The sequence below is a fragment of the Psychrobacter sp. MES7-P7E genome, assembly GCF_002863645.1.
Taxonomy (GTDB): Bacteria; Pseudomonadota; Gammaproteobacteria; order Pseudomonadales; family Moraxellaceae; genus Psychrobacter.
In genome coordinates this window covers 1-21,192 of the sequence record NZ_PJBU01000112.1, presented here as the reverse complement: position 1 = coordinate 21,192, position 21,192 = coordinate 1, and the positions used below count along the sequence as shown (strand labels likewise).

Annotated in this window: 17 protein-coding genes and 1 riboswitch; of the genes, 8 read left to right on the top strand and 9 right to left on the bottom strand. The window is 43.3% G+C overall.

Features of this window, described 5'->3' with window-relative positions:
- Positions 1 to 516: 516 nt before the first annotated feature.
- The 6 genes from CXF62_RS11445 to CXF62_RS11420 all read right to left on the bottom strand — a co-directional run bounded on the left by CXF62_RS11445 (position 517) and on the right by CXF62_RS11420 (position 9,882).
- A complete protein-coding gene (locus CXF62_RS11445) occupies positions 517 to 1,128 on the bottom strand; it encodes a manganese efflux pump MntP (RefSeq protein WP_228153227.1) in 612 nt (203 codons plus the stop codon).
- Positions 1,100 to 1,267, bottom strand: a riboswitch (yybP-ykoY riboswitch). Its footprint overlaps the gene before it by 29 nt.
- A 190-nt stretch (positions 1,268 to 1,457) precedes the next feature.
- Positions 1,458 to 3,845 (bottom strand): TonB-dependent receptor, encoded by a 2,388-nt coding sequence (locus tag CXF62_RS11440; protein ID WP_102091428.1) that lies wholly within the window; start codon positions 3,843 to 3,845, stop codon positions 1,458 to 1,460.
- Positions 3,846 to 4,195: 350 nt separating this feature from the next.
- The gene (locus CXF62_RS11435; RefSeq protein ID WP_102094453.1) at positions 4,196 to 5,695 is read right to left on the bottom strand and encodes a DHA2 family efflux MFS transporter permease subunit; all 1,500 of its coding nucleotides are present in this window, start codon (positions 5,693 to 5,695) and stop codon (positions 4,196 to 4,198) included.
- Between the two features lie 207 nt (positions 5,696 to 5,902).
- Positions 5,903 to 8,080, bottom strand: a complete 2,178-nt coding sequence (gene fhuB, locus CXF62_RS11430; RefSeq protein WP_102094452.1) for a Fe(3+)-hydroxamate ABC transporter permease FhuB — start codon at positions 8,078 to 8,080, stop codon at positions 5,903 to 5,905.
- On the bottom strand, positions 8,077 to 9,000 hold the full coding sequence (locus CXF62_RS11425; RefSeq protein ID WP_227673300.1) for an ABC transporter substrate-binding protein: 924 nt from the start codon (positions 8,998 to 9,000) through the stop codon (positions 8,077 to 8,079). Before CXF62_RS11425 ends, fhuB begins: the two co-directional genes overlap by 4 nt.
- 117 nt (positions 9,001 to 9,117) lie before the next feature.
- Positions 9,118 to 9,882 carry an ABC transporter ATP-binding protein gene (locus CXF62_RS11420; RefSeq protein ID WP_101205244.1) on the bottom strand — a complete coding sequence of 255 codons (765 nt, stop codon included), beginning with the start codon at positions 9,880 to 9,882 and terminating at the stop codon, positions 9,118 to 9,120.
- A gap of 193 nt (positions 9,883 to 10,075) precedes the next feature.
- Between CXF62_RS11420 and CXF62_RS11415 the strand changes: the two genes are divergently transcribed.
- Together CXF62_RS11415 and CXF62_RS11410 are read left to right on the top strand one after the other, a co-directional pair.
- Entirely contained in the window at positions 10,076 to 11,371 is a 1,296-nt protein-coding gene (locus tag CXF62_RS11415) for a siderophore-interacting protein (RefSeq protein WP_185156650.1), read from the top strand.
- 278 nt (positions 11,372 to 11,649) lie between these two features.
- Positions 11,650 to 12,567, top strand: a complete 918-nt coding sequence (locus CXF62_RS11410; protein WP_102094449.1) for a haloalkane dehalogenase — start codon at positions 11,650 to 11,652, stop codon at positions 12,565 to 12,567.
- Positions 12,568 to 12,682: 115 nt separating this feature from the next.
- Here CXF62_RS11410 and CXF62_RS11405 read toward each other — a convergent pair whose 3' ends face one another.
- The 3 genes from CXF62_RS11405 to CXF62_RS11395 all read right to left on the bottom strand — a co-directional run bounded on the left by CXF62_RS11405 (position 12,683) and on the right by CXF62_RS11395 (position 15,406).
- Complete coding sequence (locus CXF62_RS11405) at positions 12,683 to 13,267, bottom strand: TetR/AcrR family transcriptional regulator (RefSeq protein WP_101205246.1); 585 nt, start codon at positions 13,265 to 13,267, stop codon at positions 12,683 to 12,685.
- Positions 13,268 to 13,384: 117 nt separating this feature from the next.
- Complete coding sequence (tnpB, locus tag CXF62_RS11400) at positions 13,385 to 14,539, bottom strand: IS200/IS605 family element RNA-guided endonuclease TnpB (protein WP_102094448.1); 1,155 nt, start codon at positions 14,537 to 14,539, stop codon at positions 13,385 to 13,387.
- 186 nt (positions 14,540 to 14,725) lie between these two features.
- The gene (locus CXF62_RS11395) at positions 14,726 to 15,406 is read right to left on the bottom strand and encodes a glutathione S-transferase family protein (protein WP_101205248.1); all 681 of its coding nucleotides are present in this window, start codon (positions 15,404 to 15,406) and stop codon (positions 14,726 to 14,728) included.
- 287 nt (positions 15,407 to 15,693) lie between these two features.
- Between CXF62_RS11395 and CXF62_RS11390 the strand changes: the two genes are divergently transcribed.
- The 6 genes from CXF62_RS11390 (at position 15,694) to CXF62_RS11365 (ending at position 21,055) form a co-directional block, all read left to right on the top strand.
- Entirely contained in the window at positions 15,694 to 15,984 is a 291-nt protein-coding gene (locus CXF62_RS11390) for a putative quinol monooxygenase (RefSeq protein ID WP_102094447.1), read from the top strand.
- Between the two features lie 392 nt (positions 15,985 to 16,376).
- On the top strand, positions 16,377 to 16,931 hold the full coding sequence (locus CXF62_RS11385) for a carboxymuconolactone decarboxylase family protein (RefSeq protein ID WP_101205249.1): 555 nt from the start codon (positions 16,377 to 16,379) through the stop codon (positions 16,929 to 16,931).
- A 110-nt stretch (positions 16,932 to 17,041) separates the two neighbouring features.
- On the top strand, positions 17,042 to 17,695 hold the full coding sequence (locus tag CXF62_RS11380; protein ID WP_102094446.1) for a DsbA family oxidoreductase: 654 nt from the start codon (positions 17,042 to 17,044) through the stop codon (positions 17,693 to 17,695).
- A gap of 70 nt (positions 17,696 to 17,765) precedes the next feature.
- Positions 17,766 to 18,653 (top strand): glutathione-dependent disulfide-bond oxidoreductase, encoded by an 888-nt coding sequence (yghU, locus tag CXF62_RS11375; protein WP_102094445.1) that lies wholly within the window; start codon positions 17,766 to 17,768, stop codon positions 18,651 to 18,653.
- A 359-nt stretch (positions 18,654 to 19,012) separates the two neighbouring features.
- Positions 19,013 to 19,555 carry a peroxiredoxin-like family protein gene (locus CXF62_RS11370; RefSeq protein WP_101205252.1) on the top strand — a complete coding sequence of 181 codons (543 nt, stop codon included), beginning with the start codon at positions 19,013 to 19,015 and terminating at the stop codon, positions 19,553 to 19,555.
- A gap of 531 nt (positions 19,556 to 20,086) precedes the next feature.
- Positions 20,087 to 21,055, top strand: a complete 969-nt coding sequence (locus CXF62_RS11365) for an acyltransferase (RefSeq protein ID WP_102094444.1) — start codon at positions 20,087 to 20,089, stop codon at positions 21,053 to 21,055.
- Positions 21,056 to 21,192 lie beyond the last annotated feature (137 nt).

Below are 21,192 nucleotides of genomic sequence, written 5' to 3'. Positions count from 1 at the left end.
TATCGTTACATATTTTTATGTATTGCCATTTATTTCCAAGTCAAACGTAAGTCATTGATAATTATACTTATCTATTGCTATCTATCGTCACCTATTGCCAAGTATCGTCAAGTATTTTAACCGAATATAAGACTCATAATCCTTTGGTCGTAGGTTCAAGTCCTACTGGGCCCACCATATTTAAGTTTTAATAAAAAAGGCCTTCAAGAGATTGGAGGTCTTTTTTATTGTCTGTTGTTTTTTTAGTAAATAACAACTATGTGTATAAGCATAGATATAGGCACTTTATTCAAGCCTCTTCGCTGACAACGGATAATTATTGATAATTTTGTAGTGCTGTGTTTTTCAGACCTTTTACGAACTGCTACAGCGTAATGTACTAGTTTTAGACCCGAAAAGCCTAACTATTAATATAGATAGGCTTTTCTTAGGTAAACAGGTTTTCTACATCCAAAAGTCAGTAACAGATCTATACACGTAATGACTATCTGTTCGTAGTAGACAGTTTGTATATAATCATTGAAGATGGCTGAATAAAATCCATGCACCGATGGCAATGAGCATCACACCACCAAATATTTCAGCTCTATGACCGATTAATGAACCTAACACCTTGCCTAACATCACCCCTAGCGTGACCATTACTGTAGTGGCCAAGCCAATAAGACCTGCCGCCAGTAAAATATTGACCTTTACAAATGCTAGGCTCACACCGACAGCCATGGCATCGATGCTGGTACCAAATGCAGTTATGGCAAGTTTAAGGAAAGAGTGTCTCGACGGTGCTTCTGCCATTTCATCACTTGGCTTCAGTCCCTCATATAGCATGTGCAGACCGAGAGCTGCAAGAATGACAAACGCGACCCAATGATCCCATGCCTCAATAAAAGACGCATCTATAAAGGATGTGGCAGAGTGACCAATTAACCAACCAATAATCGGCGTGATCGCTTCAATGGTGCCAAAAATAACACCCATTCTGAAAGCTTCGATAAAACGAGGGTTTTTGAGACTTGCGCCTTTACTGATTGCCACGGAAAAGGCATCCGTAGACATAGAAAGCGCAAGTAATAGAAGTGCGATAGGATTCATGTGATTTTCTCTGGTCGAGTATAGAGTCCACGACATAGCCACACCCCCGACCTGCAGTGTAGATATATCGATGGTCTCGCCAACCGAGAGGTGTTCGCACCATGGCATGTGGCCAAGTATGTTGATACGAACGCTTTCGCAGTACGAAAGCAGGCTACTCCCCAAAGAGTGCTTAGATTAGCATTGATACGCTATAAGTCAATCATAAAATACTAAAGAAGAATTTTACACCTGATAAAGCGTGAAGTTGGAAACGCTAGCAAATACTCTTGGAGCAGATGAATGATTTAGAGAGTTATGAACATTAAAAAACCCTTCACGCTAAATTTTCATAGCATGAAGGGTTTTTTAATGCGTGACGCTTTTTAGTAATCCACGGTATAGCTCAAGCCGTAAGTTGTCCCTGAAGCAGGTAAGCGGTTTAAATCGCCAAAGGTCGTTTGATGATACACGGTCTGATAGTCTTTGTTTAAGATATTATACACGCCGTAGCCCATACGTCCGACAGGTAATTTGACTTGCCCAAGCACATCAAAGGTCGCATAGCCTGTCAATGGCTGCGCACTCGCGTCTGGGTCGTTCTGTTGGTCTTTATAAGCCTTGTCGCTACCGCCGACTGCCAGCGCTTGCAAGCGAATGTTACTGCCTTCGCTAAAGTTATACTGCGCGTATGCCGTGCCTTTGAGTGGCGTCAGGCGTACTGCATCCAGCTCCAGCCAGTCGCCGTCTTTTTTGTATTGCCCGCGGGTATAAGCAACACTGCCGCCTACTTGCCAGTCTTTGTTTAAATCATGCGTGAGCGAGGCTTCAGCGCCGTAAATACGTTCGTCCGTATCGACGACTTCGACGGTATAGTCGTTGGTAAAGCGCACGGTTTTGTCTGAGTCGTTATAAAAACCGCTAACCTTTGCGCTGGTATCACCGCGCGTACCTGTCCAGCCCAGCTCGTAGTTATTGATAGAAATGGGCTGAATATTGTCTGAGTTGACCACAAATCCAGCGCGCACGTCACGTAAGGCGCGCTGCACGTCAGCCGTGGTAAAGCCTTGCGAGAAGTTAGCAAAGACTTGGTCGTCATCGGTCAACTGATAGCTGGTACCAAGGTTAAACAGCACTTTGTCGTGCTTACTGCTACCCGCCTCAACCGCGCCTGCTTCGTAATCAATACCGTAAGCGTCAGCAATATCACTGATGCCATTGGTCGCAAAATAATCCGCCAATAGCTGTTCATAAATGGGCACAAAACGGTCGGTATCCGATTTGATGTTTTGATAGCGCACGCCAGCGCTGGTGTGCCATTTGTCGGTCATATCCACATCGGCATTGACGAACGCGCCCCATTTATCGATAGTGGTTTTTGGTCCGCCGTTATAGCTCAGACCATTACTTGTTGAAGTCAAGCCATTACTTGCAAGGAAGGTAGTCAGGTCTTGGCCATAATAGGTCTGCTCACTCTCTTCACGTTCAAAGTCCGCGCCATAGCTGAACAAGGTATTTTTACCCATAACATCGGTTTCAGTCTGCATAGCGGCGCGCAATCCCATCACCTCAATGTCCGCTTCTGATTGAGTAACCACAGCCGATGCAGCCAATAATTTTCCTAAGGTTGTTTCATCCGTCAAGCCATTATTTACCCATACCTCTTGGGCTTGTTTGTTAAAAAGCTTTCCTGACGGATAAAAGCGCGCCTTTTCGTCACGGTAATAGCCTGTCAGACTTAAGTTAGAACCCAAAAAGTCGCTGTCATTGTAGTTTAGGTTGACCGAGCTTTTGGTATTGTAGGGCTGGTTTTCGATATTGGCGCCATCGATAGCACGTAGTGACGGTATAGTACCTTTTACTAGCAGTACAGACAGATCATTGCCGTAATCGACGCCATAATCGGTATCTTGCTCGCTGTCATAATAAGTCGCCGCAAGATTCATGGTTTTGGTATCGCTAATATCAAAGCCAAGGTTGGCGTTGACGCTGATAGTATCGGTGTCTTGGTTGTCGGTTTGGTTGGCATCAGGGCTGATGCGGTCGCCATGACTGTCAAACTTGCCACCTGTGGTCTCGTAGTCTACATCGACATTACCATACACGCGCTCGCCGCCGTAGCCGATGCTTTGTCCCACATGATAGCCGAGCGAGTCGGATTTAAATTCGCGGCTGCTGTTGATGCCAAGGCGCGTCTGTCTTGTCAAGCCATAGCCTGCCGTCGATTTGGTCACAATATTAATCAGACCGCCGGCTGCCCCCGCGCCATAGATGCTGGTCGCACCTGAGAGCACTTCGACGCGCTCAATTTGCTCAGGGTCGATGCTGTTTAGCTCGCGTGACAGACTGCGCGAGCCAGATAATGGCACGCCATTTAGCAAATACTGTACAGGACGCCCGTGCATGGTCGTGCCGTAGTTACTAACCGAGCCGCTGCTCACGCCAAGGCTGGGCACGAGCTGGGCTAAGATGTCCCCAACCGTGCGGTTACCTGTCGCCTGCGCCTGAATGTCCGCCTCATAAATCACTTGCGTGACAGCAGGCATTTCACTGATTTTCTGTGCCAGCGCTGTGCCTGTTTTGGCATTGGCACTAACTGTAATAGCATCTAAAGTCACACTAGGTACATCGCTTGATGATGCATTCGGGGTCGCCGCAGCGGTGGCCTGCACACCTGATGCACTTTGCACTGAATTGGTATTAGTTTGGGCGTATAACTGCTGGCTGATACAAAGGGTAAGAAGAGATAGAGCAACATGATGGTGGCTTTTCATAATTACTTCACTTAGGTTATTTCACTTAGTTGGATAGGTGGACAGTGATACGCGTTATATTTAGCAAATAATACTGTATGTACTAACTTTGTGAATGACATTCTAAATGATAATGATTTTTATTTCTATAAGTATTTACAAATAGGTTTTTATAAGTAGCGAGTGACCATGTTGACTGACTTACTGCAATTACCGTCCGTTTCTTTGGTAAATTTGGCGAAATGGTTAGACAGTGACATAAGCGGCTTGTCTCAAAGTTTGTTCAAATAAATAGATAAAAGGGATAAGCCTTCAAGCAGATCGTCATTGACACCGGTAATCTACATGCTGCCCAACTATGAAGTTGATCGTTATGGCGCGCGGGGTAATTTGCAGGCAGAAGGAAGTGTGAACAATAGCCTCAACGCGATTATCACCAGTATTTCTTGGATAGCGCTTGCTATGCCAACATCACTACCTGCGGCTAGTAGCTGCGCGCTTCGACTATGGATATAAAGGGTTGTCAACGTGATAACGATGGTAGAGATGATACGGCGACTGATATTATTGAGTGCAGCTCCCTCAGTGACCGAGTCTTTAGGTAAGCTACTAAAACCCACTGTGGTGGTTGGCAGATACGCCAAACCCACGCCGACACCGCGCACACTCATCGTCAATATGAGTAGCCAAAGTGTGGGCTGATACAAGCACCATGCCAGCATCAAGGTAGACAGCGCACTAATCGCAATTCCTACGATGCCAATCCCTCTGGCACCTTGCTTATCTACCATCTTGCCAGCGTAATGAGTGGTGATACTGGCCACGAGCGTCGCGACCATTAGGACAACGCCTGTCCATAAGGCACTCTCACCCATCACATCTTGTATCAACACGGGTAATAACAAGAGACACAGCATCAAACCGACTGTTTGGCTAATGCTAATGATATTACTGTGCAAATAGGTCTTATTATTGAACAAGCGCACGTTCAATAACGGATGACGCTGACGACGCTCATATGCCCACCAAGCCACGGCTGACAGCAAAAATAAAATAGACAATGCGCCTAATGCCACTATTTTTAACAAATCATCGCGCCTTGAGATACCGTGAGTAAAATCTATTTTGAGGGTGCTCAGCCAAATCATCATCGCCAGTAGCCAGATGATCAAACTGACAAACCCGATGATATCGAAAGGGGTTTCTTGATCATGTGAGCGCATGTCAGGTATTAGCCGCCATACCATCGCCATGACCGCCACACTAAGTGGCAACGTAATGGCAAACAGTGTCCACCACGCAAACTGCTCAACCAAGTAAGCACCGACCAAAGGGCCAAACGCTAGCGACATCATAATAACAATGCCCCATATCGCCATTACTCTGCCGTGCTGCTGCTGCGGATAAATCTGATACAGCATACCAATAGACAGTGGGATGATCAGACCGCCACTCAGTCCTTGTATGGCTCTGGCAATGATGACAAAGCTCATACTAGACGCCAGCATCCCAATGACTGAGCCCAGCATAAATCCAAAAATTGCCGCCAAATAAACATGCTTAAAAGGAAACTTTTTGTTTAAGTAGCCGCTTAGCATCAGCCCCACACTCATGGCCAATACATAAGCATTCAGCACCCAGCCGCCCATCACGATATCGACATCAAACACCGACATAAAAACAGGAATTGCTGGGTTAAGCGCACTATTACTAAAGCTGACGACCGTACCGCCGAGTAATAGTGTCAGTAATACCTGCTGTACTTGTTTGTCGGTAAAGCCATTACCACTACTATTCGAGGCTTCGTTTATAGGCGACTCAGTTGTAGATACCTTATCTATAGGTGCTTTATTTATAGGGGCGTTGCTCATTAAGCAGTGGCACTATAAAATTGAGTGATGGTCAGCATGACTTGCTCCTAGTTATTATTTTGCTAGCTTGCCGAGCACGTCATTCAATTTCGCTGAAACTTAGCATCGTTATTCTTATCAAATGGCTGCTCAAATAAGGTTAGATAAACCTCTGCTGAATGAAGACAAAATTGCCGGCTATTCAAATTCAATGCTTGCAGACATGAGCTATCTACTTGCTGAAGCTGGCACCTTACGAATGAGCCATAAGAAGTAGCCACCACCAATAATGGCCGCAATCGTGCCCGCTGGCAGCTCATAAGGGAAAATAACATAACGGCCAATCCAATCCGCTATCACCATCACCCCTGCCCCTAAGAGTGCAGCTAGTGGCAATTGCCGTTCAAGCTTCACAGCTCCCAGTGAAGTAGCCAAATGTGGCACCATCAAACCAATAAAGCTCAATGGGCCAACGGCAAGCGTACTGGCCGTGCTAAGCGCTGCTACTAATGCCAATAACGACAAAGTCACTGGTGTAACTGCCACACCTAGATTACGTGCCACACCTGTGCCTAAACCAAGGACACGCAAAGGCTTAATCAGCAGTAGACTGAGTGCAAATAAGATAGATGCAATACCAATGAGATACCATACTGTACTGGGCTGCGTGCTATAAGTTGTCCCTGACAGCCAGCTGAGCATCGCTTCTAGACGCGGATCTCCTGAAAGCTTGACCATATGCATCACCCCATCCATCATGGCGGCAATGCCTATACCTACTAACAATAAATAACCTGAGCTGACCCTGCGTGCCAGCCAAATAATCAATAGCAGCACGGCCATCGCTCCTGACAGTCCTGAAACCAGCAACGTCCCTGCTCCCGCATATAGCCCTAAACTTGGTAATAATAAAAACCCTAAAATAACCCCCAATGCAGCACCTGAACTGACACCTAGCACCTCAGGACTGGCCATAGGGTTACGCGTTAAGGTTTGCAGTAGCACACCGGCGACTGCCAACATCAAGCCTGTTGCTGCAGCACTCAAACTGCGAGGCAAGCGGTACTGCTGCGTGAGCGCCCAGTCCGTACTGAGCCCCCAACCATTGATATCTTGTACAAAAAGACAAGCCAGCATGATGATAGCGATCACACCAACGCCCCATCGCCAAAAGGCAATAGATGTATGCTTACCCGCAAGCATCGGCGTCACTGTCTCTATCCGCGCGCGGCGCTGACGCAAAATCAGCCAAATAATCAGCGGCGCACCCAAGATACCTGTCATGGCACCAGCTGGAATCTGCATATCGAGCATTGGCTCAAGCAGTAACGCGACATTACTGGTCAACAATAACAGCAGCGCCCCCAACCCAAAGGCAGTGGCCAAACGCTTACCAATCGCGGAGATGCCCAGCGCATTGACCAAACTTGCCGCACCAAGACCAATGAAACCAATTAAACCAACTTCACTAATCACTAAAGCGGTCACAACGGCGACTACCAATACAACCAGTGCCCGAATCCCATTAATAGGCACACCCAAACGTTTGGCCTGCGTGTCATCTAGACTCATTAGCGTTAATGGTTTCAATAGTGGCAGACATACAACCGCCATCAAAATAGCAGTGATGACTAGCGCGATACTGGTATGCCAGCTGTTTTGTGCCAAAAACCCAGCCGCCCATGACAGCATGCCATTACTACGCTCAGCAAAAAACAGTACTAGAACATTGGCTACTGCGGCCAGCAAAATATTGACGACCAAACCGGCCAATATCAAAATTAATGGATTAAATCGACTGGGTGCTGATAAGGCAAACACCAGACCCATACTAATGATAGCTCCTACAAAGGCTACATAAAGTCCGCCATAAATTGCCAAGCTTGGCAAAAACAACGTGACGATAAGCATGGCCAACTGTGCACCCACGCCCACACCTAGCGTTGTATCTGATGCTAATGGGTTTTTTACCAATTGCTGTAGTAAAATACTGACCACGCCTAATAGCCCGCCAGCCAACAACGCCACTACGCTGGTTGCCACTATATGTAGCTGTATCGCCATACTGGCAATATCTAATTGCGAGCTTGGTATAAGCAAGTCACTCAGTGGGCGCGTCCATTGCTGATCTAGCAACGCCCAGCTACTCCATAATGACAAAGCCGCTAATCCGATGAGCATGACCCATAGTCGCCAAGACATACTGGCAAATAAAGAAGTTTGGGGACTGGGTTGATTCGGTGGCTGATTCAATGATGATGAATGTTTCGATGACGTTGATGAGGGTTTTGAAACCGTTGCTGCTTGAGAGGCTAATGTTATCGTGTGAGCACTGTCGTTATGAGAACTGTCGGCGTGGTTATTGATATTATTGTTTTTGTTGTGAGTGTCTGCATTGGTGCTCATAGTACGTCCCCGCCTTTTAGTGAAACTTCTGACAAGTTATCTGCTAAGCTGACCAATGATGACATCCCGCCATAAATCCATACTGGTGGTAGCTCTCCCACACAGCGGGTCTTGCCATAACCTAGGCGCTGCCAAATCAAGCTATCATCAATTTCAGCTCGAGTGATTGGGCTTAGTGGATCGATAATTAATAAACAAGTCTCATCATCTAATTGCGCCAAATCTCCCATTCGTATCGGCACAAACCCCCACTGATTACCCTTGCCCAATACCACAAGCTCTCTATCCATCTGCTCTAACGCAGGCTGAAATAAACTATTTGCCACATACATACGCATGTTATTGGCATCTGCAAACTGTACCACTGCGAATTTCTTGGCTTTTGGATAGCGCTGCTTGAATTGCTGACTGGCCAGCTGTATGTCTTTCTGACTTTGTACAATATAGTCCTCAGCCATCTTCGGGTTGTCGATCAGCATGCCAAGCTCCCGCGTCGGCTCGGTATAGTCAGCCCAAGTTGCTGTCTCTCCTTTTGCCGCAGACATCACAGATTCTGCAGGGACATCGCCGTATAAGTTACGTGCATGCTCATAAAAATAATTATCTATGACCATATCGACAGGCAGTTGGGCGATTAGCTCAGCATTGGGCTGATAACGGATTCCTAAGTCCGTGATCGATGTTGGCAGTTTGGGACTACCCACCCATCTATCCCAAACCCTGACATCACCTGTCGCAATTGGTGCATGCCCCATCGCCGTCAAAGTCGCTGCATTACCCCAGTCAGGAGAAACGATATTCATTCTATCGCTGTGACTGTTTTCTGCTTCTGAGGTAGCAGTTGTTTGCGTGGATGTCTGACTATTACAGGCCGTCAATACCAAGCACAATGCGAGGGCGAACCATTTCAATGTTGTCATTACTGATACTGACGTAACTATTGGAAGTTTCGATAATTTATCTATATAAAAAACGGGAGGCATAGAAGCGTATCTTTGTAGGCGAATTAAAAAGAAAGAAGGAGCAGAAACCAAACGTTAAGCGACTGCGACAGGCTGTCCAGTAATAGGATGACTGAGCAACTGCATATCGACATTAAAGATATCGTGTAGCACGGTAGGTTGCATGGTACTGGCGATATCGCCATTGTGACATATTTGGCCATTTTTCAGCGCGATGACTCGATCGGCATATTGCGCTGCCAAATTAATATCATGGATAATAATTACCACGCTCAAGCCTTGCTCATCCACCAAACGACGAATTAGCTGAATGACCTCGATTTGATAATGCATATCAAGCGCAGCAAGTGGCTCATCGAGCAATAGGTAACGGGTATCTTGTGCCAGACACATCGCAAGCCACGCACGAGCGCGCTCACCACCTGATAGTGTGGCAGTAATTCGATCAGCAAACGCTTCGGTTTGAGTCACTTTTAATGCTTGCGCGACTTTGTCTTTATCTATTTGAGTTGGCTTTTGCAGCCATTTTTGATGGGGATAGCGCCCTAGCATGACTAGCTCACGCACCGTGAATCCAGCAGCTTCTGGCAATTGCTGCGGCAAATATGCCATTTGCCGCGCTAACTCCTTACTGCCGTAGTCATTGATACTGTGCTCATCTAAAGTGACATTGCCGCTACTACTTGCCATCTCACCCGCTAGCGCCTTGATCAAAGTCGACTTGCCAGACCCATTATGCCCAACCAAAGCCACCAGTTGATTGGTATCAATCTCACAAGTCACGTTGTCTAATAGAGTATTTCCTTGACGGCTGATAGTCAGCTGGTTTGCACGTAGCATATAAGCACTCATTGTTGATAAAAATAATATGTCATAAAAATGATGGTTCATCGGCCATCGGTTGTAGACCAATTTTTGACGATCAAACCACAATAAAAATTGATTTTACTCGTAAATGATAACAAAAACAATTATCATTAACTATAAACTCATTCACTTTAATTTCAACGCTCTGTTGATTGCGAGTATTTATATGACCAACCTTCTTTTAGCTACTACAGAAAACACTGATAACCAAAACAGCCAATACACTTCTCTAAACGATCCTGAAATAGCAAGTGTGGTCGCTCATATTAATGAAGAGCACCTCGACGAACTGCTTGGATTTTTGAGTGCATTTACCTCATTATCTACCGCCGAATCGGATCTGGTCGATGCCCAAATAACTGATATTTATGCTGAAGGTATTGCCATACAGACTTGTCCAAAAGGCGTAGAGAATCAATCAACTGACGCTCAAAATAACTCGCTTCATAACCAGACTTTCTTTATCGCTTTTGCTGCACCTATCTCCCAGCTTGATGATTTGCAAGCCCAATATATCTTGCTAAAACAAAGAGCAGATAAAAAGCTAGGCAAAAAAACAATCAAACTGACCAAGCAAGTATTTGATGTGCAAAGTAGTTATAGAGTCAGCAAAAATATGCTGCGCCTTGAATTGAGCATGCCGTCATTAAATAGTGATACGCCATTAAATAATACCGCTCAGTTAAGTAATGCTAAGGGCGTCACAAGCTCGACGTCAGTACCTACCAACGAAGCGGGTTACGCTTACTTGTTTGATTTAGAGCACAATGCAATGACCGATGCATTGATGACTGACAGCACTGATGGCAATAAAGCTAGTGACTATAAAACTAATGATAGCAATAAGGAAAACGTACGCCCTGCTCGTCCTCACTGCTATTACACTTTGAGAAAAGCATGGCAAGCTGATAATGGAATACGAGCATGGGTCGATGTTTTTTTGCATGGAGATACACCAGGTGGCAACTGGGCAGCAGCACTACAAGCGGGCGAGACCGTCGTTACAAAACGAGAGTTTCCAGAAAAGGTAGAGCACTTACGAAACGGTCAAGCGGTACTGATTGTCGATGAGACCTCGATGCCAACGGCAGCACGACTGCTGGAGCTATGGAACAACCCTACGCCACCATTGGTCGTTTGTGTGACGCAAGATGCAGGCGATCAAAGCTATTTTGATACTGTAAAAATGCGCAGTGGCATTGATTGCGATACTGAAAACAATGGTAACGACCACTTTACCATATTGCCTATAGTGACCAATCAGGTTAACTCAGGGGCAGATTTAGCCACGCTAATCGACAGAGAGTTAGGCGACTATTTGACTAATAACCCTCTACAAATTGATAAAATTTGGGGAGCACTAGAAGCAAATACTGCCAAAGCATTGCGCCCATTACTGAAAGACCTACTTGGACTAAGTCGTACCGATGTCGTGGTAAAGGTCTACTGGCGTCACGATTAGTTTAGCCTTATAAAATGAAACTCAAAACCTACCCTTATCAAAACTTATCCTATATATAGTGGATGCTACTGACGCATCCACTATTAATGTTTGCAGCAACGAATGCATGTAGGGTATAGTTTTCATTTTGAACGTTTAATCAATATAAACTATAGGCAGATAGCCTTATCGCTAGGATTACCAGTGATAGTCGAGTAGCACTAAGAGACCCACCTTTAATAGATTGTCTAACACCAGTGCCAGAATGCACTGTTATTTTTCTAAACCAAGGATGATATATGAAAAAACTCAGGACGCCTGATTCGTATTTTGCTAACTTGCAAGATTACGATTTTGAACCGAATTATTTGATGGTCGATGATACAGAGGGTGGCGAGCTGCGCGTACACTACCTTGATGAAGGCCCAAGCGATGCCGACCCTATCTTGTTATTACATGGCGAACCTTCTTGGGCGTATCTGTATCGTAAAGTCATTCCAATACTAACAGCAGCAGGACACCGCGTTATCGCGCCAGACCTTCCTGGTTTTGGACGTTCAGACAAACCTGCATCGCGTACTGATTACACTTATCAGCGCCATGTCGATTGGATGCAATCGGTACTTGATCAATTAGATTTAAAAAATATCACACTGTTTTGTCAAGATTGGGGCGGTTTAATCGGCCTACGCTTAGTAGCAGCGCATCCTGATAAATTCGATCGCGTCGCAGCAGGCAACACGATGCTACCGACTGGAGATCATGATCCTGGCGAAGGTTTTCGCAAGTGGCAGAAGTTCTCTCAGGAGACGCCGCAGTTCAATGTAGCAGGCACCATCAAAAGCGGCACCACAACGACATTGTCTCAAGCCGTACTGGATGCTTACGATGCACCCTTCCCTGATGAGTCCTATAAAGAAGGTGCTAGACAGTTTCCTATCCTAGTGCCCACGACACCAGATGATCCTGCTTCAGAAAACAACCGTGCAGCTTGGGTCGTGCTAAGCAAATGGAGCAAGCCATTTATTACACTGTTTAGTGATTCCGACCCTGTAACTGGGGGCGGCGATCGCATCATGCAAAAGCTAATTCCTGGTACCAAAGGCCAAAATCATACGACTATCACTAACGGTGGTCATTTCCTACAAGAAGACCAAGGTGAAACGTTGGCTGAGCTTCTACTGAAATTCATCAATGACAATCCGAAAGCACAGTAATAGATAACAAAAACCCTGATTGCTAATGTACTAGCAATCAGGGTTTTTAGTAATACTATGATGATTGGTCAACGACAAAATATACGAGCTGTCATAATCAGATTATACAACTTTGCTATACGATATTTTTAAAAATATCATCGATATATTTTTCTACTGCATCATTGTCGTTAGTGACTTGCGCATAAGTCCTGAGACCTATAATTTGAATTTGGAAATAACGCGCCAGCTCAACGGGATCTTTTTCTGCGCTAATCTCACCGCTATCAATGGCTTGTCCAAAGAGCACAGCAAACGATGCCTCTATACCTTCTAAGATATTCGTTGCATGTGCGAGCAAATCTGGACTATCATTTTGAGTAAGCTCAGCGACTGTCTTGACGATCATGCACATACCGCTAGGCGCAGTAGCACTATTACAGACAATCACCGTATGGATAAAATGTTTTAAGCCATCTAGCACTGTGTCTTTTTGCTCAATACAGTCGGCCAATCTCTTGGCACCATCTGCAGCATAGCGATTCAGTGACTCTGTAAATAGTTTATCTTTACTACCGAAAGCTGCATAAATACTACCTGGATGCATATTCACCACATCTTGCAAATTGCGCATTGATGTCGCGTGATAGCCTTTTTCCCAATAGAGGTTTTTTGCTTTTTCGATCACATCCTCACGATTGAACTTTATCGGAGCACTCATAATTTTCACCTTAATAACTTTGCCATGAACTATCCACTACCTTGCTTATAGGTAGAGGTTTCTTAGGTAACGCTCTTACTTAATACGCTATTCTGTATCAGCGGTTAAGCGAATTTACTAAGCTAACCCTATCGCACCGACAGTTTTTGATTGTTTAACCAATATCAATCCTTGATTTAAGATATTGATGCTGGCATTGATGTCTCGATCATGGGTCTGTAGACACCTTGGGCAGTCCCATAATCTATCGCTGAGTTTAAGGTCATCTTTGCCAAGGACATAATCACAGCCTGAGCATGTTTTAGATGACGGATACCATTGGTCTATTCTCACAAGCGCTTTGTCATACCATTCTGCTTTATAAGCAAGCATAATTGTAAAGACTGACCATGAACTATCGTTAATAGCTTTGGCAAGCTTTCTGTTTTTAACCATCCCTTTAATGTTCAAGTCCTCTATAGCAATGACATCGTGGTTTTTGATGATATTGAATGAGAGTTTATGTAGAAAATCAAGACGCTGGTTGGTTATTTTTTCGTAAATCTTCGCGACTTTAACTTTTTGCTTTTGATAATTACGACTGTCTGACAGCTTACGCTGCTGAGCTTTAGCAACCTCTCTACGTTTGGCTAAAATCTTTTGCTCACGCGCAAGCTTGTCTTTCAGCTTCGATAGAAACCTAGGATTAGCAACTTTAGTACTGTCTGATAAGACAATAAAGTTGGTCAATCCTAAATCAATGCCTATATTAGAATAAGTCTTTGGTAGCGGCTCCACTACTGTTTCAACCAATAGGCTGACAAAGTACTTACCAGATGGAGTTGCGCTGATAGTGGCACTTTTAATAAGCCCATTAATGCGGCGATGTATTTTTGCTTTGATATGACCAATTTTAGGGAGTTTGACACTGTTATATGTGAGTGCAACCGTCCCTTTTTGGTTGTTAGTGGTGTAGCTGTCTTTGATACCTTTTTTCTTGAATTTAGGGAAGCCTGTGCCTTGTTCGAAAAACTTTTTATAGGCGCTGCGAAGGTTCTGCTGCACGTTAGCTAACGCTAAGCTATCTACTTCTTTGAGCCATTCAAACTCTTTTTTATACTGAGCAGGGGTGTTGTTTAGAATCGTTTTATTTGCTTTATAATGATTAACCTTATCAGACAACATCTTATTCCAAATAAAGCGGGTACATCCAAATGATTTAGCAAAGAATACTTGCTGTTCGTCATTTGGATATAATCTCACTTTATAAGCTTTTAAGATTTGTTTGGGCATAAGGTATGATAACATCTTAAGCTATACTAAAAAATAATGATATACTCATCCCTCTACTTTAAAGGTAGAGGAATTCTGCACATAGTCATTAAAATCTATTTTAAGGCAAAGTTTGTAGAATCAACCTTAGTTACTGGTTTTAATCACTTTTTATATTATAAGACTTATTGAGTCTCTTTGCTTCGATTAACTATTTTTATCAAAGTTTTGCGGATAAAGCGCGCGTGCAGCAACGTCGTCAAACTCAGTTTTGAAATCAATACCTTTAGGAATGTCACGGGCTTTTTGTACCGCTGGACGAGCATTAATGCTATCAAACCAGCGCTTTAGATTCGGATAATTATCCAAGCCGCCTTCGCTTAGTACAACTGTCGCCTTATCAATCCAGCCCCAAGTAGAAATATCAGCGATTGAGTAGCTATCACCAACCATATATTCACGGCCTTCTAGGTGCGTATCTAGCACTTCATAATGACGCTCAGCCTCACGAAGGTAGCGATTAATGGCATATGGGATTTTTTCTGGCGCTTTATGTCTAAAGTGAACAGATTGACCAGAAAAAGGGCCCAATCCAGATGCTACAAACATTAGCCACGATAGCATCTCGCTACGATCTTCTGGCTGTCCTGCCAGCTTGCCTGTTTTTTCAGAAAGATACATCAAGATAGCCGTAGAATCAAACACGCGTTTGCCATCATCTTCTAGGGCAGGTGTTTTGCCGTTTGGGTTGATAGCACGGTACTCAGGTGTATGCTGCTCACCTTTTAGCGTATCTACTGCAACAAGTTCATAAGGCAGCCCAGTTTCTTCAAGAAACAATGCTACTTTCATTGGGTTTGGCGTTTGATGAAAATAAAATTTAAGCATAACTTTATCCTATTATATGAAGACAGTCGTTTGATGACTATCAAATCTAGTGACTATACTAATGACTATAAAAGCTGTAATGAGAGAACAAAAATAGACGTCGAAGTTTGAAGCACATTTTTATTGTCTGATATACACTATAACCACAAATGAACGGTCGTTCAAGTAATGTTATATATTGATATAATAAACACAGTGTCGATATAACTCTGTTCGCATATAGACTCTTTTGCCAACAGCCATCCTCACAACTTGTCTAACCATCCCACCAACTCAAAGGATTAGAAATGACTACATTAACCGTCATCGCCCATATAACAGCAAAGGACGATAGCATCGCTCTCGTAAAAGCTGAGCTCGAAAAACTCATACCAGCTACTCGCAGCGAAGAAGGCTGTATTCGTTATGATTTGTTCCAAGATAATGAGAAACCCACTCACTTTATGTTTCATGAAAGCTGGGCTACGCGCGAGCTATGGCAAATCCATATGGAAAACCAACACTTAAAAGACTTCTCTGCCTCAACAGAAGGCGCAGTTGAATCATTCGTGCTACATGAGATGACAGAAGTTCATTAATCTCGATTCACTCAATCATTTCAATAAGCTTTGTCGTAATACTAGAGAAAATAATGTTATTAACACTAACAATCGCTTTATTACTATTATTTCTGCCTCACTACTTACACAGTGTTGCCTTCTTAAGCTACTGATATTAATAGAATAATATGAATTACGCAGAGGAATGTAATTGATCCATTACAATTTACTTGAACGATTACTCAAATAATTATTGAGCGACTGCTCAATATCATTTATAGTAGTCTCTATTGACTCGCTTGCTAAACAAAGTTGCTAATTTTGAGTAATTACTCAAGCCAATAATTAAATGTAAATCAGCGACTGCTTTGAAGCGGGCATGAAAACTCTAAAACACACTAAATCTTAAACCTATTATCAGGAATTATATTATGACCGAATTTACTCTACACGATAAAGACACAGCCCCAGCAGAAAGCAAAGACTTACTTGATTCTTCTATCAAAGCATTTGGTATGGTACCTAACCTACACGCCGTGATGGCTGAAGCACCTGGCTTGCTCGAAGGCTACCAACAGCTACATCAACTGTTTTTAGACAGTAGCTTTGATGACGAAGAAACCACTGTGGTATGGCAAACTATCAACGTTGAGCATGCTTGCCATTACTGTGTGCCTGCGCATACTGGTATTGCTAAGAGCATGAAAGTAGATGACGCTATCACTGATGCATTACGTGATGAAACGCCACTACCAACTGAAAAATTGGAAGCATTGCGTACCTTCACACTATCTGTAGTCCGTAATCGTGGTAACGTTGATGACAGCGCGGTTCAAGCGTTTTTAGATGCAGGCTACACCAAGCGTCAAATTCTTGAAGTTATTCTTGGTGCTGCTCAAAAGGTCATGAGCAACTATACGAACCACCTAGCTAACACACCAGTCGACAAACCATTTCAGAAATTTGAATGGCATAAAGCTGACTAATACGTTTTTCGGCTAACGCTGACACAGTCCATTTGATGTTTTCATACTGTTGTTCGAAACATCTTCGGGCAGCAGTTTTTCATTTTAATTTATCGCTAATGAGAGATCCTATGGAACAGGCAAAAAAACCCTTACAAATAGACATCGTGTCAGACGTTGTATGCCCTTGGTGCGCTATCGGTTATAGCCAATTGGCCGAGGCATTAAAACAAACCAACACGCCGCACGAGATTCATTGGCATCCATTTGAACTAAATCCTAATACGCCGCACGGAGGACGAAACTATCGTGAGCATATTATGGAGAAGTACGGTACAACTGCTGAAGACGTTAAAGAGAGCCGAGCTAGAATGACAGCAGCAGGTGCAGAAGCTGGATTTAATTTTCAGTTTACCGATGATTTCCGTACCTACAATACTTTTAATGCGCATCAGTTGCTGCATTGGGCTGATCAGCAAGGACGTATGCACGACCTAAAACAAGCATTATTCGTTGCACACTTCGTTGATAATAAAAACGTGGCTGACAGTACCGTACTGGCAGATGTCGCAGCAGATATTGGACTAGATCGTAATGAAGCACTCGCCGTTATCGCAGATCAACGCTTTGCCAATGTGATACGTGAAGCCGTACAGCATTCAAAGCAGCAAGGTGTTCAAAGCGTACCATCCGTTATCTTCAACGGTCGGCATCTGGTGAGCGGCGCGCAAGGTGTAGACAACTACAAAAACATCTTAAAGCAACTAGCAGACATGCCAGAATAAAAACAATAAACTGGATCTGATTTACCAATTACACCCTACTGAGCACAGTATATAAAAAGGTATCATCATTATGTCAAACTCTAATCATTACGAGCCACCCAGCGTCTGGACATGGGATGCAGAAAGCGGCGGTAAGTGGGCAAGTGTCAACCGCCCTATCGCTGGCCCAACGCATGAAGCAGAACTACCTCGCGGCAAACATCCGTTGCAGATTTACTCAATGGGTACCCCTAACGGTCAAAAAGTCACCATTATGGTCGAAGAGTTATTGGCGTTGGGTGTGACAGAAGCTGAGTACGACGCGCACCTGATTCAAATTGGTGAAGGCGGACAGTTCTCATCAGGTTTCGTTGCGCTAAATCCAAACTCAAAAATTCCTGTACTTTTGGATACAGAAACTGGTAGCCGTGTGTTTGAGAGTGGCGCTATTTTGTTTTATCTTGCCGAAAAATTCGGAAAACTACTGCCTAAAGATGCAGCAGCACGCACTGAAGTCATGAATTGGCTCTTCTGGTTACAAGGCTCTGCTCCTTACTTGGGCGGCGGTTTTGGACATTTCTACTTTTATGCACCAGAAAAATTTGAGTACCCTATCAATCGATTTACGATGGAAGTAAAACGCCAATTAGATGTACTAGAACGAGAGCTTGCAGAAAATCGCTATCTAGGCGGCGATGAGTATACGATTGCAGATATCGCCACTTGGCCTTGGTATGGCAATCTAATACTAGGTGAAGCATACAATGCAGGAGAGTTCCTACAAGTTGAGAGCTATCCAAATGTACGCCGCTGGGCAACTGAGATTTTAGAGCGTCCTGCTGTGCAACGTGGTCGAAAGGTAAACCGCACTTGGGGTGAACCTGCTGAGCAATTACACGAACGTCATGACGCCTCAGATTTTGAGCTAAAAACTCAAGATAAATTAGACGCTCAGACAACTGAAGAAGCGAAAAAGTAGACGCTTTGTCTATGACTTACTAGGGCGTGTCATCATTTAGATTGTGAGGCTCAAAATGAGAAAAATTGCAGTCAAACAAGGAAGAACTCGCCGCAAATATGAACATATTGACAAGATTTCTGACGATGTTTGACAAAATTTAGCCATTTTAAGACCACTAAATGTTTCAATGTGCTAATTGATGATATGCCCTAGCCTACTTAAGTAGTCTTATTGAGCAATTTTAAAGGTAATGTTAACTTTTCCTATTACTACTTGGAACTACTGTAAACATCCAATACTTTTGCACTTAAGACTGCTACTGTAAGGCTGTTAAATACCAACTAACCACAAAAATACTATCAAAAAGGATAAAAACTATGTCAACAGATTATGCTCAAAAAATTCAGGCCGGTACTACGTTTCCTGAAATGGAAGTACAAGTATTAAATGGTGAAATGACTTCATTAGGCAAACCTGAAAACGGTCATGATTGGAAACTGGTCGTTGTATACCGCGGTAAGCATTGCCCAATTTGCACAAAATATCTAAATACCTTAGAGACAGTAAAACAGTCTTTCTATGACGTTGGTGTCGATATCATCGCAGTATCTGCAGACAGCAAAGAGCAGTTAGAAGGTCATCTAGATCAAATAGATGTTAGCTTCCCTATGGCTTATGGTCTGACTATCGAACAGATGAATACGCTAGGTCTATATATCTCTGACCCACGTTCAGAAAAAGAAACTGATCATCCTTTCGCTGAACCTGCTGTATTCGTTATCAATGCTGAAGGAAAAGTACATATCGTTGATATCTCGAACGCACCGTTCTCTAGACCAGATCTTGAAGCCTTGGCAAATGGTTTGGCTTTTGTTAGAAACCCAGAAAACAACTACCCTATCCGTGGTATGCACGGCTAATTGATATAGTAAATATAGAGTGTTGATTCACTCGATTATTTGGCTGATTAATATCTAACCAGTTAAATTGCAAAGGGCGTATTGAGATAATTCTTGATACGCCCTTTTTTTATTTATTGATAACCTATCTGCTATCAAACGTAGTCGCTTCATATCTAACTTCCTTAGTATTTGCTCAGTACTAATGTGCGAGTAGCACTGTGAATCTATAAAAAGAGGTTCTGTACAAAATTCATAGACTAGCCAGCATATAAGGGCTATATTTGAACTCAAAATATCATCTACAAACATTTTACCTTTGAGCAAGCTATATTTCTTTTTTCATCGGTTAGTTTTTATAAATAAAACAGACTGTGTTTATGGTCTGGTTCGTATTTCGCTTTGGCAAAATCTTGATATAATTGTACGTTCTAATTCACCAATGCTGTTTATTATTTGTTGTTAACACTCGTACACTGAGATTAATTTCTGCTAAAATCATGCAGCAACATTATCAATATCTCATCATAGGTATGAGTAAAAGGATTCGATATGCGATTGAAATCAATCGTTCAAAAATTACATGAACGCGCTCCAAAATTGGGCAAAGCTGCCTCACTGACGACAGCAACCAGCGTTATCACTTTTAATAGTATGTTAGCTGGTTTACCTGTCTGGGTAATGGGTGCTACCAAGGCTATCACCGGTGCTGCCATCGCTGACAAAGCCGTTATCGACGTGACGAACTATTGGATCAATAGCAATAACGCATTGATCGACAACGTATTACCACGCAAAGATTGGCGCATTAACTTACCTGATGATGTGCATACCAACGGTAAGTATCTACTGGTTAGCAATCATCAGTCTTGGGTTGATACCAGTATCGTGCAATATATCAGCGAAAAACGCTTGCCATTGACGCGCTTTTTTACCAAGTTTGAGCTCATATATATTCCTGTCATTGGTCAAGCTTTCTACTTTCTCGACTTTCCTATGATGCGTCGACACTCTAAAGAAGCCATCGCCAAAAACCCTGCTCTAAAGGGTAAGGATATCGAAGAAGCGAAACGAGCATGTGCATTGCTCAAGGACAAGCCTTTTACACTATTGAACTATCTAGAAGGGACTCGCTTCACTCCTAGCAAACATGATAAACAAAAATCCCCATATACGCATTTACTTAAGCCACGCGCTGGCGGGTTATCACTGGCTATGAGTGCATTAGGGGAAGAGATTGATGGGATTTTGGACATGACGATTGTCTACCCTGACGGTGTTCCCACTTATAGTGATCTATGGAAAGGCAATATCAAGCGTTTAGGTGTCGATGTACGACATATTGAGATACCCAAAGACCTGTTTACGGCGATCAAAAACGGTGGCTATGAAACAGATGAAGCGATAAAAGCACAGATGTTTGATTGGGTAGAACAGATATGGCATCAAAAAGATCAACTAATCACAGAAATGTTGGCTGACTTTGAGAGCAAAGATGCTATCAAAACAAGTGATCTTTGATATTTTTACCTAAAGATACTCATATATAGATAAGAGTTTTTCATAGTGTAGTAAGTTCTAATACAGATAATTTGGTACGTCATGATTAAGAACTAGAAGTACCAAATTATTTTTATATTTTGTCTATATAATTAATA

Excerpts from the sequence above, each read along its gene's own strand:
- CXF62_RS11380 (WP_102094446.1), top strand. The coding sequence starts at position 17,042 with ATGGAACAGGCAAAAAAACCCTTACAAATAGACATCGTGTCAGACGTT.
- CXF62_RS11425 (WP_227673300.1), bottom strand. The coding sequence starts at position 9,000 with ATGACAACATTGAAATGGTTCGCCCTCGCATTGTGCTTGGTATTGACG.
- CXF62_RS11395 (WP_101205248.1), bottom strand. The coding sequence starts at position 15,406 with ATGCTTAAATTTTATTTTCATCAAACGCCAAACCCAATGAAAGTAGCA.
- CXF62_RS11370 (WP_101205252.1), top strand. The coding sequence starts at position 19,013 with ATGTCAACAGATTATGCTCAAAAAATTCAGGCCGGTACTACGTTTCCT.
- CXF62_RS11405 (WP_101205246.1), bottom strand. The coding sequence starts at position 13,267 with ATGAGTGCTCCGATAAAGTTCAATCGTGAGGATGTGATCGAAAAAGCA.
- CXF62_RS11410 (WP_102094449.1), top strand. The coding sequence starts at position 11,650 with ATGAAAAAACTCAGGACGCCTGATTCGTATTTTGCTAACTTGCAAGAT.
- CXF62_RS11385 (WP_101205249.1), top strand. The coding sequence starts at position 16,377 with ATGACCGAATTTACTCTACACGATAAAGACACAGCCCCAGCAGAAAGC.
- CXF62_RS11440 (WP_102091428.1), bottom strand. The coding sequence starts at position 3,845 with ATGAAAAGCCACCATCATGTTGCTCTATCTCTTCTTACCCTTTGTATC.
- tnpB (WP_102094448.1), bottom strand. The coding sequence starts at position 14,539 with ATGCCCAAACAAATCTTAAAAGCTTATAAAGTGAGATTATATCCAAAT.
- CXF62_RS11390 (WP_102094447.1), top strand. The coding sequence starts at position 15,694 with ATGACTACATTAACCGTCATCGCCCATATAACAGCAAAGGACGATAGC.
- CXF62_RS11420 (WP_101205244.1), bottom strand. The coding sequence starts at position 9,882 with ATGCTACGTGCAAACCAGCTGACTATCAGCCGTCAAGGAAATACTCTA.
- CXF62_RS11415 (WP_185156650.1), top strand. The coding sequence starts at position 10,076 with ATGACCAACCTTCTTTTAGCTACTACAGAAAACACTGATAACCAAAAC.
- CXF62_RS11435 (WP_102094453.1), bottom strand. The coding sequence starts at position 5,695 with ATGAGCAACGCCCCTATAAATAAAGCACCTATAGATAAGGTATCTACA.
- CXF62_RS11445 (WP_228153227.1), bottom strand. The coding sequence starts at position 1,128 with ATGTCGTGGACTCTATACTCGACCAGAGAAAATCACATGAATCCTATC.
- CXF62_RS11365 (WP_102094444.1), top strand. The coding sequence starts at position 20,087 with ATGCGATTGAAATCAATCGTTCAAAAATTACATGAACGCGCTCCAAAA.
- fhuB (WP_102094452.1), bottom strand. The coding sequence starts at position 8,080 with ATGAGCACCAATGCAGACACTCACAACAAAAACAATAATATCAATAAC.
- yghU (WP_102094445.1), top strand. The coding sequence starts at position 17,766 with ATGTCAAACTCTAATCATTACGAGCCACCCAGCGTCTGGACATGGGAT.